This window comes from Paenibacillus swuensis (genome assembly GCF_001644605.1).
Classification (GTDB): domain Bacteria; phylum Bacillota; class Bacilli; order Paenibacillales; family DY6; genus Paenibacillus_N; species Paenibacillus_N swuensis.
On the sequence record NZ_CP011388.1, the window covers coordinates 451,223 to 468,358 of the forward strand.

Sequence of the window (17,136 nt, forward strand, 5' to 3'; positions counted from 1 at the left end):
CTTTAAACGGGCATATATAGTAAGATGAAGCTACATCATAAAGACGCAAGAGGTGCCCGATGCCCATTAGTTTCACACAGTCCATAGTCACACGATTAAAGAAGGAAATTACCGATATGGAGCAACAGAGCGCAAGCCAAGACATCAAGAAAACCAAAGCGCTCTCGAAGATCAAACAGTTGCAGAAAGACGCGAAGCTCTCCAAAAATCCGAACGATCTGAGTTCCAAAATGAGCCGGATCACGAAGCTGGAAGCTGAGGTTAAAGAAATCACGATTTCGCTGAACGAGATGTCCAAGCAACTTGTCGCCAAGAAAGCCGCGTTAAAGGAGCATTTGGCTAAGGGGTAAGTTAAAAGCCGTTTCCGATTTTTGGAGACGGCTTTTCTATTGAGCTCATCTGGAAATCATTTGTTTCAGGGGCAAGTGTTGTGATAAAATAATCCAGAACTATTTTCTACCACTTTAATCATAAGGATGGGATAAGAATGAGTGAAGGTACTAAGTATGGAACTTGGAAACAACTAAAAAAGCAAGCCGTTAATGCTAGATCCAGAGTAATTTACAGCGGGTTAATGATGTCATTTGCTCTTCTTCCGACCATTTACGGAAGTGATTGGCCTGAACGGTTTATGTGCTAGGAACTAACGTATATTCATGAAAACTAACCCGAGATAAAACACTTTAATTAAAGTGTTTTATCTCGGGTTATCTTATTTCCGCCGCACCAACCGTTCCCCCGGCTCTAGCACCGGGACTTCCACTTGCACCGTCTCCGGATACTTAATCCCGCTTCCCGTGTTCAGCACCACAACCGTCTCGCCTTCGTGGATCCATCCGGCTTCACGCAGTCGCCGGGCCGCCGCGAATGCCGCCGCTCCTTCCGGACAAACGAACGCGCCCTCCAAACGGGCCACCGTTAACTGCTCCTCCAGGAGCTCTGCATCTTCGATGGCGATGGCGCAACCTTGCGTGTTGTACACGGCGTCCAACACGAGGAAATCGCCCAACGCCTTCGGCACGTTGATCCCAAAAGCCGCCGTAACCGAATCCGGCCAAAACTCAGATTCCCGCTTCCCTTCCTGCCACGCCTTCACGATCGGCGCGCAGCCTGCGGCTTGCACCGCGACCAGCCTCGGCAACGGCTCTTGCACCCAACCCAGCGTGACCAGTTCCTGCAACGCTTTATAAATCCCGATGAGACCGACGCCGCCCCCCGTTGGATAAAGAATCACGTCCGGGAGCTTCCAGTCCATCTGCTCCGCGATTTCCAGCCCCATTGTCTTCTTACCCTCGATCCGGTAAGGTTCTTTCAACGTCGATGCATCGTATAAGCCAGACTCTGCTACCGCTTGAGCCACAATCTTGCCGGCATCGCTTATTAACCCGTTGACCAGGTTCAGATTCCCTCCGGACACGGCACATTCAGCTCTCGTAATCGCGGGCGCCGCCACCGGCATGACAATCGATGAGCGCAGCCCCGCCCTCGCGGCATACAGCGACCATGCCGCTCCCGCATTACCGTTCGTCGGCATGGCCAGCTCGCTCACGCCGAGCTCCTTCGCCTTCGAGACGCCGACCGCCGCGCCGCGCGCCTTGAAGCTCCCGGTCGGGATGACGCCTTCGTCCTTCATCCATAACCGGGAAAGGCCCATTTCCTTACCCAAGCGGCTCATGGGCAATAGCGGGGTCATGCCTTCACCCAGTGTCACTATGTTTTCGGGTGAAGTGACCGGCAGCAATTCTTGATAGCGCCAAAGTGTCGGTGGCCGGCGAATCAAATCCCCAGGCTTTAACTTCAACTTCAACCGCTCCAAATCATATTCAACCAACAAAGGAGAACCACAGGTACATAATTGCTGAATTTTATTGGCGGGGTAAGAGAGGTTACATTTTGGACAGATTAAATGGGATAAATAACTGAATGCCACCGCGCGCTCAACTCCTTTATTTCTCTGCTTTAAGTTCTTTCAGCGCCTGCTCAATATAAGTATTGTCGACGACCTCGGATACATTGAGCTTCTCTTTCAGACCGCCAATGGACAACAGCAGATCCGCCGTTCCTTGCTGCGCGTCAATGATTTCCTGGGTAATGGCGACATTAGACGGTTCCGAATTCTCAAGTACGCGGCGCATCGTTTCGTTGTCTTGCTTTTTCAATTGGGCATAGAAAGTAATCGCTTCATCCTTATTCTCCAGTTGCCAGCGTGTCGCTTTCTCCGTGACCTTCAAGTACAGCACGACCAACTCCGGATGTTCCTCGGCAAATTCGGTCCGAACCAACTGGAATCCCGGCGTATACGAGCCTACCGTTTCTCCGTTTGCAAGCACACGAGCCCCGTTCTTCAACACTTGAATGGACTGGAACGGTTCCCAGATCGCCCAAGCATCCACTTTCCCCGTTTCAAAAGCGGGCTGGCCCTCATCCGGCTGCAGCTGAATAATTTTCACATCCTCGGGCTTCAGACCCGCCGCTTCCAGCACTTTGTAGAGCAACCCATATGCGCTGCTTCCTTTGGCCACGGCAATTTGCTTGCCTTTCAAGTCTTGGATTTTCTGAATAGGACTGCCCTTCGGAACGAGGATCGCATCCCCTTTTTCCCCTTGACTTGCAGTCGCAATCTCTTTGAACCCAATCTTTGCCGCCTGCCCCGCCAGCACCGGAATGTTACCCACACGGCCGAAATCCAGCCTGCCCGAAGCAAACGATTCGAAATACGCAGGTCCGCTCTGGAACTCCACCCATTTCACCTTAGCCCCGACTTTGGAGAACTCTTCCTCAAACCAACCTTTCTCTCTTGCCGCGAGGATCGGCCAGATACTCTGCTGAATGCCGATATTCACAACGACTTCTTCTTTGGGTTCGGCGGGTGCTGCATTCGATGGGGTTACTTCTGTATTGGTTTCTGTCTTAGCATCTGTCTTGGCTTCTGGATTATTATTTTGTACGTTGGCGTTATCGTTTTGAGCGCACGCACTTAGAACCCCAAACACCAACAGTACTAATAACAATAGTAACGCCTTCCCCTTAACCATACTCATCTCTCCACACCATCCCTTTATTTATATTGATTTCTCCTCCAAAATAAAACAGCTCCCCAACACCCTGTAAAACAGAGCGCGAGGAGCCATCAGTCATCTGGTAGGCAACGATATTGAATAAAACCAATATATTCCTATAATTCCGATGTGTCAACAATGAATTAACTATGTTACGGTTATGGCTAATAGCGCTTAATCATCAAACTAGATTTATCTCAACGTCTTCATGCTTTCATTCAATAAGGTAGTCTGTACATTCACCTGTTCTTGTGTGGCGGAGTCATTCTGCATAAGGGCATTGGCATTCCCAATTTGCAACGCAAGCGCTGATTTGCTTGCACCATTATAATAGCGCGGATTGCTGTACACCGCATTCGCGTTGGCAATGGCACTGCTGAGCGCATTTTTGAGCACTGGCACATTCGTCTGCGGCGTCCCGTCATAGACGCTGAATTCTAAAGCTGCGGTCCACGCTGTCCCTGGGGCTTTACCAAAAGTCAGCTTATAATAACGGCCACTGGAACTCACCTGATGCATCTGCTTCATCGCATAGCTTGTCGTGTTCAGTTGATCGACAACAAGCCTCCACTGTGCAGTTGCCAATTTCGGGTCGTCATCGGTCGCTTCAATTTTGTACTTCCAGATCATTTCGGGCGTCGATGTCGTCATCACAACCTGTAGGGCAGACACTTCACGTACTGCGCCCAAATCCACATAGACGAAACGGCCAACGCCGCCTCCACCCCCATTCCACATCGTGGACAAGTCTCCGTCTACAATGACTGACGCCGACTTCCCGTTGCTGTCCACGGTCGGTTGCTTTAACGCCAGGTTCTTCTGCACTTGCTTGGCATACACCTTGAACTCACTGATGGAAGCATATTTCGTGCTCGGTACGGCATCAAACCGCAGACGCACATAACGCGCCGTATGGCTGCCGATCGGGATGATTTCCTGAATACGAGCTGTTCCTGGTTCAGCAGAGATATCCGTATAAGTGACATCGTCGCTCGAAACTGAAATGGTATACGGCAGCATGGCTGCGTCATTTTCAAAGGCAATCTGGAAGCCTGCCAAATCGGTATTCGCGCCCAGGTCCACCTTCCACCACGGATTGCCGCCCGCTGACTGCGCTTTCCATGAGGTAAGAGTGTCATCGTCCAGCGCAAGACTGGCGTCGTTCGTGTTTCCAGAAGCAGCGGCCGCCTTGTACAGCGCGACATTATACGACTCGTTCGTCGAATTTCCATACAGCGTCAACTCGTTAATCCCTAAGCTACGTGCTGCCGATTGTGCCGGGGCATATACCCGCACATATCGTCCGACAGCGGATGTCTGGAAGCTTTCTACCGATCTCGCCGCGTCCTTCGTTTTATCCACGATGGTCGTCCATGTCTTCTCATCACCGGATACTTCCACTTTGTAGGGAGCCGGCGTGCTCAGTTGAATTTTGCCGCCGGTGAGCGAGAAGTTCTCGCCAAGATCTACTTCAAGCCTTTCATCCCGGAGCGAGTTACTGGAACTCCAGGATGTCGAGACGCTGCCATCCACCGCCTTCAAGCCCGATAGCGTTGCTGTGGAGGCGAGTACTGTTTTACCTGCCGCGATATTGCTGGCTTGGGTAAGTTTGACTGCCTTCACAGCCTCATTCAGCCAAGTGACTTGCACATTCACCTGTTCTTGTGTGGCCGAGCCGTTCTGTATCAACGCAGCGGCAAGTCCGATTTGCGTTTCAAGCGCTGTTTTACTTGATGGACTGTAATACATATTGTTATAAACCACATTCGCGTTGTCGATGGCCTTGCTCAGCGCATATTTTTGTACCGTTGCATTCGTCTGCGGCGCACCGTCGAATATGCTGAATTCCAAAGCTGCGGTATAGGCAGTCCCCGGCGCTTGTCCAAAGGTCAGCTTATAATAACGGCCACTGGAACTCACCTGATGCATCTGCTTCATCGCATAGCTTGTCGTGTTCAGTTGATCGACAACAAGCCTCCACTGTGCAGTTGCCAATTTCGGGTCGTCATCGGTCGCTTCAATTTTGTACTTCCAGATCATTTCGGGCGTCGATGTCGTCATCACAACCTGTACGGCAGACACTTCACGTACTGCACCCAAATCCACATAGACGAAACGGCCGGCACCGCCTCCTCCCCCATTCCACATCGTGGACAAGTCTCCGTCTACAATGACTGACGCCGACTTCCCGTTGCTGTCCACGGTCGGTTGCTTTAACGCCAGGTTCTTCTGCAGTTGCTTGGCATACACCTTGAACTCACTGATGGAAGCATATTTCGTGCTCGGTACGGCATCAAACCGCAGACGCACATAACGCGCCGTATGGCTGCCGATCGGGATGATTTCCTGAATACGAGCTGTTCCTGGTTCAGCAGAGATATCCGTATAAGTGACATCGTCGCTCGAAACTGAAATGGTATACGGCAGCATGGCTGCGTCATTTTCAAAGGCAATCTGGAAGCCTGCCAAATCGGTATTCGCGCCCAGGTCCACCTTCCACCACGGATTGCCGCCCGCTGACTGCGCTTTCCATGAGGTAAGAGTGTCATCGTCCAGCGCAAGACTGGCGTCGTTCGTGTTTCCAGAAGCAGCGGCCGCCTTGTACAGCGCGACATTATACGACTCGTTCGTCGAATCGCCATACAGTGTCAACTCGTTGATTCCTAAGCTACGTGCTGCCGATTGTGCCGGGGCATACACCCGCACATATCGTCCGACAGCGGATGTCTGGAAGCTTTCTACCGATCTCGCCGCGTCCTTCGTTTTATCCACGATGGTCGTCCATGTCTTCTCATCACCGGATACTTCCATTTTGTAGGGAGCCGGCGTGCTCAGTTGAATTTTGCCGCCGGTGAGCGAGAAGTTCTCGCCAAGATCTACTTCAAGCCATTCATCCCGGAGCGAGTTACTGGAACTCCAGGATGTCGAGACGCTGCCATCCACCGCTTTCAAGCCCGATAGCGTTGCTGTGGAGGCGAGTACTGTTTTACCTGCCGCGATATTCTCTTGCTCAATGCCATACAGTAGTTTCAAAATAGGCTGATACTTGTTATAAATTGCCGTAGCAACCTGTACCTCGTTCCCTGTGCCTACACTTGGGTAAACCTTCTTGTTTTTCGCCCATACTTGTGCAAAATCATAAACTTGATTATTAATCGCTGCAGTGTCAACTTTAGCGCCGCCGTTAAGCTCTGCTGTTATAGCGTTAATTAAAATCTCCCAGCGCGGCCTGTTATAATCGCTAAGCAGACCAGACCATTGTTTGTTCGCATAGTTATCCAAACTGCTTTGTTGACCCTTGTTCGGCTGCCAGATCGTATTGGCGATCCGAACATTCTTGTCGTTGACCCATTTCTCGCTCTCAGTGGCTCCGAAGCTCTTGGCCTTCTCCAGCCAACGGCCCAGTGTCAGTTCCGTCCGTGTTCCGACGACTTGATCCATATCTATAAATACATCAAGGAACATATGCGAATATAGTTGGAAATCGGCGATATGTTTCTCGTTGTAAGCTTTGATCATACTAGCATAAATATCATTGGAAATGTCCGCCAAAACCTGTCTGGTCACGTCTACCAAATCGTACCGATACCCGTTAGAGCCCCCTACTTCAGCAGCCGCTTTAATCATGTCAGGCCAGGCTTTTAAAAAGTCGCTCAGCTTATATACAGGTTTGTTGGCCCCGTAGACTCTGGCCAAGTTTCCTGATCCCGTTGCTGTGCTGCTCACAGTAAGAGTAAGGGATGGCTTGGCGTTGATAACGGACTGATGCGGGCCTTGATATGGATATTTTGAGTAAGAAGTCTTCTTCATAATGTCCCAAGCTTGCTCCGCATTACTGCTCTTCTGGCCATAACGGCGTTCGATATAGTCATGCATCCACAACTCTGCGTTAACCGGGGTATCATGCCAGCCCATTTCCGCCATCAATTGGTACATAATCGGATTGGTTTCCGAACCTTCCGGCGCGATGCTTATACCGATTAATCCGTTATTACGATTCATATTGAGGTCTTGTACAGGTGTGGTAGCAATTCGCTCCAAATTGCCGCCCATACCTTGATTGCCGCCAAAATTTTGTAGCATTCCCCAGGCATAATTCAGTCCGCCGAAGGGCCCTTTCTGCCTGTACTCCGCTTCCAGGTCAAGAATGAGTATATTTTTACGGTAAGGCGAATTGATCAACTCCGTCCTGAGTGCAGCATTCATGCTCCAAGATGTCATGCACCAGATGGAATCCGGGTTATACGCAACCATTTCTCCATACATATTATTGACGCTGGATAGATCAATGCCTGTTGGAAGCCCTGTCTCAAGCGCAAAGTCTGAGCTGTAAAATTTGGGTTTGAAACCCAGCACCTGCTCTTGTGTTGCAAAGAACTCCTGAGAGAACGCTTTGTAAAACGGATCCGTAGGGACAATGTACAGATTAGGCAGGCCTGGAACCGTCATCCTTGCATCCACATACTTCACCGGACTTCCGTTATAGGTAGGATTGGCATCCTTGACTTCACGCGGTACGACCCCGAAAAACATACGGACTGAAGGCTGTATACCGAGCGAGAGCGCTTGACTGGACACCGTCTTGGACAGGCTCAGGAAACGATCAATCATCCCGTCTGTCATCGGCTCGCCATGGCTGGCGTTATTGTTCATATTGCACCAGGCCGGAGAACCGGCAAACCGTGATGCAGCCGTTTTGTCTATATTGAATTTCGGCAGCACCTCACGCCAGACAGCCTCCCAGCCAAGATAGTGAAGATACACGTTGATGCCGTTCATCGCATACCAGTCAATTCGGTTTTGCCAGTCAGCCTCATCGTAAAACGCCGTCGTATACGATTCTACATCGTTTCCGTACCAACGCCATTTGTAAGGCGAGACTACAACTTCTTTCGTAATATTGACAGGCAATTGTTCCGGCATGCTGACAGTGTTGTCCCCTGTCTTCGGAAACGCATAATCCACTTTCACATACTTTTTCAAATATTTATTGAAAGCGCTTGCAACGGAATAGCCCTGATTGCCCCTCAAAATAATTTTGCCTGTTATCGAGTCATAATCCAGTTCGTACACGTCTTGATTTGCAGCTGTTGTAATTTTCTCCAATTTAAAACGGTTAATGTCCAGATTCGGAGCTACGCGCAGCATTAATTCTTTGACTGCCTGCTCTGCCTCAGCTTCCAGCTTCCCTCGCGTATAGCCATCACCCGTGTCCGCCGAACCTGTCAAGGGCAAGGCCAACTGAAACAACAAAACGAAGGTGAGCATGCTGACAATCATCTTGACACTCTTATTCATCATTATTAAACCCCTTTCGTGTTATGATTGCTTGCACATTCATTGTACAAAGAATCAGGGGCGAGTTATATTGCTTAGTTTTGCAAAAAATGTTTGTATATTTTGTGAATTTGTAAATTAGACAGAGGTTCTATGAAACTTCTTTAAGCCACGCAATCGTTGCATCCAAAGAACGCTGTCCGTCCAGATACGCAACGGCTGCCTGTGTAAGTCGTTGTTCAAACTTTGGATCGATAAAATCGAGCTTGATGGGACGAATTGTTCCTTGCTGAAAGGCAAGCTGCATGGTGCGCATGTTCTCTTCCAGCGGCAGCCCATCCATATTCACATAACCGGCTGCAGGCGTTTGCAGCATGCTGACCATCTTCTGCAGCGTGTCTTCCCGATACAAAAATGCGATAAACCGTCTGGCCTCCTCTTCATGCCTGGTATTCGCCGATACAGCAAACCCGACTGAACTGATGACGCGCACATCCTTCATTGTCTTCGTTTCGTTCAGAATTCCGTCTACACGCTTTAATTGGAACGTTTCCGGCAGATATGACGCCATTTCATTGCGAAGCCACATTCCGCTTGGAATATAAGCAATGTTGTGCGCCAACCATTCCTTTTGCGTATGTATATGGTTCATCTTGACCGGATATTTCAGTAATAACCCTACTTGGGCGAGCTTCTCCAGTCTTTTCATATATCGCACAAAAACTTCGCTGTCATACAAGGCAGGATCAGCCGACAGCAGCTGTTGAGCAACCTGCTCTCCTCCCTCTGCAATTAAACCCGGAATGAGCAAGCCCCGAATTAGATACAATGGAAACTGTCCCGGGTATCCAATAAGGGCGATGCCATTCTTCTTCATTTCTCTCCCTGTTTCCAGAAGCGATGTAAAATCATCCAGCCCTCTCTTCATATAGCGGTCCAGCAAATGTTGGTCATACCACATGCCCCATGAAGTTAGCATATATGGCAAAATGTACAGTTTGTCTCCGTACCGTCCGATTGTCTCAGGCATGATGACCTCTCCCAGCGTTTGAGTGGGGGAAACCTCCAAGTTGTCCAGCCATGCGCTCACTTCCTTGAATTTACCCTCCATCTGGAATAGAGCTTTGGGGAAATTCGCACCGTCCGTAAACACAAGATCTGGGGCATTCCCTGACAGCCATTTCAGTTTCATCTGTTCGTTTACGTTATATCCAATATTGGCAGTCACTTTGATGTCCGGATTTTCTTTTTGAAATTGTTCGATAGCATCGCGCCAGAACGCACGGCCGTAACCGCCTTCAAATATTTGAAGCTCGATGGTTTTTTCAAGCGGTAATGCATCCGTGGTGTCCGTTTCTTTTGGAGCAGACAGCTCCAAATAGAGGTGAGAAATACCATATCCTGCACCGATTGTACAGATAATGAGAAGGATAAGCGCCAGGCTGACCGTCGTATACTGTCGTTTCATAATCTTTCCCCTCAGGTTCGCATCTGTTTGTAAACAGATGGTGTTATACCCGTATGTTTTTTGAAAAACTGGCTGAAGTAACGCTGATCCGGATACCCTACTTTTTCTCCGATTTCGCCTATGGAATACTTCGTGTTGCGCATCAGCTTGGCCGCTTCACGAATGCGGATCCCGGCGATATAATCAGAATAATTCATCCCCGTTTCCTCTTTAAAGAGATTGCTTAAGTAAGAAATATTTACATAGAAGGTCTTTGCCAAACACGTTAAGGATAGATCCTCCTCCAGCCGTTCTTCCACATAACTTTTAATTTGTCTGATTAAAGCATTCTCATTATGTTCATGCAAGGTTAATAGTATCGTTTGCATCGTATGATCAAGAAGACACTGCATGTCCGCTGCCGAGATGCCGCCGGGAATGTCCGGATAAATATGATTGATGACATGCCCTCGTTCTTTGAAATAACATTCCTGGCCGAATCGTATCGATTGCCATATTTGGCGAACCTGGCTGTCGGGGGTGTTATATCGCTTAAAAAAAACGAACAGGTCCCGAATCAAGTCCTCAACAGCAGGAAGGTCATTGTTCTCAAGCGCGCATTTCAATTTGCTCTCCAGTTCATACGGAAAGGGAATGTTGTTTTCTTGTTTGATTTCTTTTACACGGATGAGCGTTTCGATGAGAAGCTCCGCATCAATCGGCTTTAATAAGTAATCCAGCACTTGGTTGCGCAAGCTTTTCTGAATATATTCAAAATCATCGTAACCCGTCAGGACAATGACATTCGTAGCCGTGAAGGTCTTGTTGATTTCCTTCGACAGCTCGATCCCGTCCATACCGGGCATCATCAAATCTGTAATGACCAAATCTACAGAGTGCTCATGCAAAAACTCTAGCGCGGCTTCCCCGTCCTCCGCTTGGGCAATGACCTGCCAACCGAGCTTCTCCCAATCAATTAACTTTTGTAAGCCCAGCCTGATCAAGGGCTCGTCATCAATCAGCATTACTGTTAGCATCATCCATCCCCCTTTGGCAGTTCTACGGCGATTTGCAAAATTTTACTCATCCATACATGCTTGCTGACCTTGCCGGTAACTTGAGTTCCACACAAGTCCCCTCATGGTGAGTGCTGTTAATTTGCATACCGTAGGCTGTCCCGAATATGAGTTGAATCCGGCTTTGTACATTTTGCAATCCGATATGCTCTCCATGAAGCTTGGCATCCTTGTCCTCAAGAGCTCTCCTTACATGATGGAGTCGCTCTTCATTCATACCGGCACCGTTATCCTTGACGTAAATATGCAAATTTCCATGAAGCAGTTCCGCAGTCAGTTGTAGCAATACCTTTCCTTTTTTCTTCTCTATGCCATGCTGTAACGCATTCTCAACAATCGGCTGTAACGTTAGCTTCAGCACTTGGCATGACATGGAGGCTGGTGAAGCATGGATCTCCACTTCAAATTTGTCTTGGTAGCGCATTTTTTGCAAATAGAGATAGTGGGTCACATGAGTGATTTCTTTCTCAAGGGTGACAAAATCATCAGTGCCACTAATACTGTAGCGCAGCATTTTGGCAAGGGAGGTTACACTGCCAGCAATCTCGGTTTCGTCGTTGATCACAGCCTGCATACGAATGGTTTCCAATGTGTTATAGAGAAAATGGGGATTTATTTTACTTTTCAATGCTTCCATCTCAGCAATTTTGCGTTGCATGTCAATATTTCTGTTGGTCTCAATCAATCCGCCGATTCTGCAGACGAGCTCATTAAAGTTGCCTGCCAATTCTCCCAGTTCGTTTTTGCCCTGTGCCGGTACTGTCACAGTCAGGTCTCCCTCCTGAGCCCGTTTCATCGCAGCACGCATCTTCCGGATCGGAAGCACAATACTCTTGGCAATCATGGCCGAGCATAGGACAGCAAGCAATAGAATCGCTACGGCCAATATGACGAACAACACGATTGTCATAGTTCCCATTTGCGTTACTTCGATGTAAGGCAGCATGCATACGACGCGGAACCCGGTTTTGGATGAAACATTCTGTACGTACAAATACTTTGTTCCCATAAATTCGACGACATGGCTTCCATTGGTTTGTTTCTGAAGTCGGGAAATCAACTGTGTTTCCCAACCTTTTTCGAGATTGTTTTCGGCAGCGTACAGCATTTGGTCACTGCCTGTAAGAACGAACCAGAAACCGTTGCTGCCTACCTGTGTATCATTGGCAATCCGGTCCAGTACGTTTAAATTGCAGTAGAGCAGCAAATAGCCAATATAATAGCCGGAATTAAAATCCAATAGCTTGCGTGCCACAGAAAATACGGGAGTCGGCGGTGCGAATTGAAAGTCAGCGATATGTTTAGGCAGCACCACGGTTTCACCGTGGGAGCGTAAGAGCGGTTCTAACATTTCTTCTTCTAAATAGAGATTGTTCATTCTTACCGGCCCATAAATGCTTTTCGTATATGTTTTATCGTCGTTGGAAATGATCGAAATAAAATCGATATTATCGGTCACTGTCAGCACATCATCCAGAAACGTGTCGATAGCTTGTACAGCCTGTGAAACCGTTTTTCCCCGCGACGAAGAATTTTCCATGATTTGAATGAGATGGTTCTGAAGCTCCTGATTGTTGTAGCTCATATACGAAATCGTTTCCATTTCCCGCAAATACTCATTAAGTGAAATATTAATATGTTTAGCAAGCTGCGTCGTTCCCGCCGTCACTTCCGTCTTGATCTGAGCCATCTGTATAAAGAATAAAACGCTGCCAAAGAGCAGCAGCGGAAATAGGATACAGGCGGAATACATAATCATCAGCTTCGGCTGCATCTGGATATCGTGAAACAAAGATTGCCAGTAGCGCTTCACAGGTGTCCTCCCGTCTCCTGTATAATGGAATAGCCGTCGGCCGTAAATCGGGTATTTAATCCGGCAGGTCAATTATATGATAGAAATGTTACCAAACAACCTCTAGAAAAGATAGTATGATTTACTTGTTTATGTGAATCACCCTTTGACGCCGCTTCCCATCGACATCCCATCCTGCAGCTGTTTCTGAAAAAAGCCATATAGCACTAATACAGGCAGCATAGCGATGGTTAATCCGGCGAATAAGGCGCCGTAATCGGTACGATATTGCATGGCTGTAGATAAGAATGAGATCCCGATGGGAATCGTAAATTTCTCCTCTTCCGAAATGAACGTGATGGCAATCGGGTACTCGTTCCAAAAGTTAATTACATTTACAATAGCGGCTATTACTATACCCGGCTTAACCAAAGGTAAGGCGACCCTAATAAACATTTGATAATACGAAGCTCCGTCCAGTACGCTTGCTTCCATTAAGGAATGCGGAATCGCTTTGAAAAATCCGCTCAATAAAAACAGCGTAAAGGGGACTTGCAACACAGCATAAATGATAATAATCCCGGTCAGACTGTTCGTCATGTGCAAAGCTTGGGCTTGAAAGAACAACGGCACCAGCAGCAGAATAGAAGGAATCATCATTCCTGCCGTATAGACGAACCCCATGATTTTTGAACCCATGAAGCGAAACCGGGACAAGGCAAACGCTGAGGTAGACGCCATCAAGAGGACCAGCACCAATGCGCCAGCCACTACCAAAAAACTGTTCATAAAATACAAGTAAAATTTGGAGGAGAACCAGGCGTTGTAATAGTTGATCCACTGCGGTGAAGCAGGCAGCGACCAAGGGTCTGCAAAAAATTCCGCATTTGTCTTCAGCGAAGAATTTAATACCCACAGCAGCGGCAAAAGCACCGTCAAGGCGCTCAGCAGAAGGAACAGCCGGAGTACGATCCCTTGTGTTTTTTTCCAAACGATATTGTTTTCTGCCATCTTTATAACTCCTCGCTATTTCGTTCCAGTACGCGCTTAACCAATAAAGCCAAACCTGTTGAAATGATAAGCAGAATGACTGCTGCAGCGCTTGCGTAACCTACACGGTTGGAAGCAAAGGCGAAGCGGTAAATATACGACCCCATGACTTCCGACTGATAATTTGGTCCGCCGCCCGTGGTGGACATAATAATAACAAAATTCAAATTCAACGTGGTGTAGAGCACTGTAATAATGACAAATTTAATTTGTTCCATAATTAGCGGCAAGGTGATCTGGAATAGCTGACGTGTCTCACTTGCGCCGTCGATTCTCGCAGCCTCGTAAATTTCTTCGGGAACATCGTTGATGGCAGCAATAATCGTAATCATAAACAATCCGATACCCGCCCATGATGCAATCATAATGACAGACGGGATGACCGTTTTGTATTCACCCAGCCAGGCATGGGTCCAGCTCTCGAAGCCAACCAGCTTAAGCAGCTCGTTCACAAATCCGTTATTCGGCTGCAATACAAAAGACCACAATATACCGATTACCACTACGGAGATCACGCATGGCAGGAACAACACGAAGCGGTAGAAGCCCGCCTCTTTCTTTGAAATCAACTTTCGTGTCAATAAAGCGGCAAGCAGCACAGCCAATGCTAAAATGAGTATCTCCTTACCCAGAAGGATCAACATATCGTTCATAATAGATTCTTTAAAAATGGGATCCTTGAACAATTCCATATAATTCTGTAAGCCAACGAACGTGCGGACATCCGAATAACCCGACCATTCGTACAAACTTGTTTTGATGCCTGAATATAAAGGGATGATTGCAAATATTACATACAGTGCAAACGTGGGAACTGTAAACAGCAGCAAAAATCTGCTTCGGGCACCATTTCTTATATCTAACTTATTCATAAACACTCTCCTTGGAAAAATATCCTGCAAACCGGGGTTTGCAGGATACGAAAGAAATTACCTTACTTTTACCGCCTCTTGTTCAGCGCTTTCAGCTACACTATCCACTGTCGCTTCGCCGAGAATAATCGCATTGACTCCGTTTCGAAGCACATCCTCGACTTGTTGAGGAATGTTACGCGGCTGCGGTACGACAGCAACGTTGCTGTCGGCAAGCCAATTCTGTACGCTCTTGGTGCTGTCTGCCACATTCAAATTTGAAATATCAATATTTAGTGCCGCAGGGGAACCTGTCATCTCTACAAAACGTTTCACATTCTCTTCGCGGTACAGGTAACCCAGGAAAGCAAGCGCCGCCTCTTTGTTTTTGGCTTTAGAGGAGATTGCTATATTGATGCTGTTCACGCCGACAGCATAAGGCTGCCCGGCATCCTGCATCACGGATGGAATGAATTTCATATTAAAGCCGGAGGGAATATCCTTCTTCATCTCCGACTCTAGCCATAATCCGTTCGGAATAAGTGCCGCGTTATGGTTAAGCCACTCCATTTGCGATTGCGTATGATTGAGCGCCACCGTGCCGTTCAAGAAGTAGCCTGCTTTTGCGAGCTTTTCATATTTAGTCAACGCTTTCTTAAATGCAGGGCTTGTAAAGACGCCGGGCTTGAGGGAAACAGCATCTTGCAGCAGCGTACCGCCTTCAGAAATCAACTGCTGATACAACGTGCCTCTTAGCAAGTATTGGTATTGACCGGCAAAGTCCATCAAGCTTACTTTCTGCTTCTTTAGCTGCTCTCCCAGTGCCATCAGTTCATCGAAGTTGGAAGGAACCTTCAGGTTATTATCGGTAAAGTATTTGTCATCGTACCAAGTCCCCCATGTACTAAGGATGTACGGAGCGCGGTACACTTCTTTATTCTCATCCACGAGACCCTTCATAATTGAATCTTTCACAAGCTTTCCTTCACTGATGGCAGCGCTGCTGTAGAAGCTGCGCAGATCCAGAAACTGCCCGTCCGCCTCCATCGCATCCCAAGCCAGATCGGGGCCGTCCAGAAAGACTAAATCCGGCGTATCTTCTCCCAGCCAGCGGGTTTTCATCGTTGCATTAATTTGCGCGCCCATATTCTTTTTGATTTTAAGATCTGGATTTTCCTTTTGGAAGCCGTCGATCATTTCGTTCCACCATGCATCGCCATAACCGCCTACAAAAACTTGAAGCTCCAGATTACCGCTCAATCCTTTGGAGGCAGTCTCGCCAGATGCGTTCTCCGTCGGCGTGTTCGTTGAAACCTTGGAATTTTCCGCAGATTTCGTACTGCACCCGGTAAACAGCATTGCGCTTACAAGTACGGTTGTCATAACCGTTGTGATCATTCGGAACCCCTTTTTCATTGCCAATCCCTCTCTTTTGTAGACGCTTTCGCACCTTGTTAACGTTATGGAACCGTCAGTAGTTATCCCTTGCCGATTCCAACGTTTCTACTCTAATCATAAATTTGCAGGCGATTTGGAGAAACCATCGGATTTTGTATAAAATGTTTGATTATTTTGTTTTCTGCGGCAATGTTACGGGTCTTCCAAGTGTTGCTGATTCATAAGCTCCCAGCGCAACCTCCACTGATCTCAATCCATCCTCGCCGCTGATCGGGACCGGGTTCCCGTCAAGAATGGCCTGAACGAAAGCTTTGAGCATGTACAAATCCATGTTATCGCCCCAGTAGCTCCATTCCCCTTTTCCTGTCTCCTCACTATATACAACATTTTTTTGAGCGAAAGAATCGATTGAAAGGACGCCCTTCGTCCCGACGATTTCCATGGTTACGTCTCCCCAAGTCGGGTAACTTGCGGTGCGTGACCAGCTCGGATCCAGGACAGCAAAAACGCCATTGTCGAACTTTACATGTACCATGCCCGAATCATCAATTTTCTTGCCGTAAAACAAGCTCTCCGCATAGGCGTGCACTTCAACTACCCTGGAGCCAAGGAACCAATTCATCAAATCCATGACATGAACGGTATGATCCATGACCGCTCCGCCCCCTGACAACGTCTTGTCGGCAAACCATTCGGGCTGCGGGAAGCTTCCGCGGTTTGTGCCTTTGATGGCTACTATATTGCCGATTTCTCCGTCGTCAATGGCCTTTTTCGCCTGAACAACAGCAGCCAAATACCGGCATGGAAACGCTGTCATCAGTTGTACATCATTTTCCTTACACACCTCGATCATGCGCTCCATCTCTTGCACGGAAATGCCGAGCGGCTTCTCGCACAGTACATTCTTACCGGCGCGTGCGGCATCTATTGTCATTTGTGCATGGTACGCATTTTCCGAACAGATCACAACGGCATCCACATCCGTAGCCAGCAGATCGTGATAGTTTTCGTAATACGGCAGTTGGTAACGGTTTAGTACGTCTTCCACCCGGCTTCTGTTCTCGTCAGCAATGCCGACAATAACGACATCGGGCATCTGCACCAACGCGTCCAAATAACTGTGCGCATGCAAATGAGCAAAGCTTATCATGCCGACCTTCAATTTATCCATTCAGTGTCCCTCCAG

Annotated in this window: 11 protein-coding genes; 1 reads left to right on the top strand and 10 read right to left on the bottom strand. The window is 48.0% G+C overall.

What is annotated here, in order from left to right; genetic code table 11:
• Positions 1–59 precede the first annotated feature (59 nt).
• Entirely contained in the window at positions 60–350 is a 291-nt protein-coding gene (locus SY83_RS02045) for a hypothetical protein (RefSeq protein WP_068603793.1), read from the top strand.
• A 362-nt stretch (positions 351–712) separates the two neighbouring features.
• On the opposite strand, the gene SY83_RS02050 is transcribed toward SY83_RS02045, so the two are convergent.
• The 10 genes from SY83_RS02050 to SY83_RS02095 form a co-directional block, all read right to left on the bottom strand.
• Positions 713–1,930 (bottom strand): threonine synthase, encoded by a 1,218-nt coding sequence (locus SY83_RS02050; RefSeq protein WP_068603796.1) that lies wholly within the window; start codon positions 1,928–1,930, stop codon positions 713–715.
• 16 nt (positions 1,931–1,946) lie between these two features.
• Positions 1,947–3,041, bottom strand: a complete 1,095-nt coding sequence (locus SY83_RS02055; protein ID WP_231891354.1) for an aliphatic sulfonate ABC transporter substrate-binding protein — start codon at positions 3,039–3,041, stop codon at positions 1,947–1,949.
• A gap of 210 nt (positions 3,042–3,251) precedes the next feature.
• On the bottom strand, positions 3,252–8,360 hold the full coding sequence (locus SY83_RS02060) for a discoidin domain-containing protein (protein ID WP_068603798.1): 5,109 nt from the start codon (positions 8,358–8,360) through the stop codon (positions 3,252–3,254).
• Between the two features lie 127 nt (positions 8,361–8,487).
• Positions 8,488–9,804, bottom strand: coding sequence for an ABC transporter substrate-binding protein (locus SY83_RS02065; protein ID WP_068603800.1), 1,317 nt, complete (start codon positions 9,802–9,804; stop codon positions 8,488–8,490).
• 11 nt (positions 9,805–9,815) lie between these two features.
• A complete protein-coding gene (locus tag SY83_RS02070) occupies positions 9,816–10,820 on the bottom strand; it encodes a response regulator (protein WP_068603802.1) in 1,005 nt (334 codons plus the stop codon).
• Positions 10,821–10,866: 46 nt separating this feature from the next.
• Complete coding sequence (locus SY83_RS02075) at positions 10,867–12,672, bottom strand: cache domain-containing sensor histidine kinase (RefSeq protein WP_068603805.1); 1,806 nt, start codon at positions 12,670–12,672, stop codon at positions 10,867–10,869.
• 138 nt (positions 12,673–12,810) lie between these two features.
• Positions 12,811–13,662 (bottom strand): carbohydrate ABC transporter permease, encoded by an 852-nt coding sequence (locus tag SY83_RS02080; protein WP_068603807.1) that lies wholly within the window; start codon positions 13,660–13,662, stop codon positions 12,811–12,813.
• Between the two features lie 2 nt (positions 13,663–13,664).
• Positions 13,665–14,573 carry a carbohydrate ABC transporter permease gene (locus tag SY83_RS02085; protein WP_068603809.1) on the bottom strand — a complete coding sequence of 303 codons (909 nt, stop codon included), beginning with the start codon at positions 14,571–14,573 and terminating at the stop codon, positions 13,665–13,667.
• A gap of 57 nt (positions 14,574–14,630) precedes the next feature.
• Positions 14,631–15,968, bottom strand: coding sequence for an ABC transporter substrate-binding protein (locus SY83_RS02090; RefSeq protein WP_068603811.1), 1,338 nt, complete (start codon positions 15,966–15,968; stop codon positions 14,631–14,633).
• Between the two features lie 151 nt (positions 15,969–16,119).
• Positions 16,120–17,121 carry a Gfo/Idh/MocA family protein gene (locus tag SY83_RS02095; protein ID WP_068603813.1) on the bottom strand — a complete coding sequence of 334 codons (1,002 nt, stop codon included), beginning with the start codon at positions 17,119–17,121 and terminating at the stop codon, positions 16,120–16,122.
• Positions 17,122–17,136 lie beyond the last annotated feature (15 nt).

Bases quoted from the DNA above. Each gene is read 5' to 3' on its own strand.
- SY83_RS02045 (WP_068603793.1), top strand. From the start codon at position 60: ATGCCCATTAGTTTCACACAGTCCATAGTCACACGATTAAAGAAGGAA.
- SY83_RS02055 (WP_231891354.1), bottom strand. From the start codon at position 3,041: ATGAGTATGGTTAAGGGGAAGGCGTTACTATTGTTATTAGTACTGTTG.
- SY83_RS02060 (WP_068603798.1), bottom strand. From the start codon at position 8,360: ATGATGAATAAGAGTGTCAAGATGATTGTCAGCATGCTCACCTTCGTT.
- SY83_RS02065 (WP_068603800.1), bottom strand. From the start codon at position 9,804: ATGAAACGACAGTATACGACGGTCAGCCTGGCGCTTATCCTTCTCATT.
- SY83_RS02070 (WP_068603802.1), bottom strand. From the start codon at position 10,820: ATGCTAACAGTAATGCTGATTGATGACGAGCCCTTGATCAGGCTGGGC.
- SY83_RS02080 (WP_068603807.1), bottom strand. From the start codon at position 13,662: ATGGCAGAAAACAATATCGTTTGGAAAAAAACACAAGGGATCGTACTC.
- SY83_RS02085 (WP_068603809.1), bottom strand. From the start codon at position 14,573: ATGAATAAGTTAGATATAAGAAATGGTGCCCGAAGCAGATTTTTGCTG.
- SY83_RS02090 (WP_068603811.1), bottom strand. From the start codon at position 15,968: ATGAAAAAGGGGTTCCGAATGATCACAACGGTTATGACAACCGTACTT.
- SY83_RS02095 (WP_068603813.1), bottom strand. From the start codon at position 17,121: ATGGATAAATTGAAGGTCGGCATGATAAGCTTTGCTCATTTGCATGCG.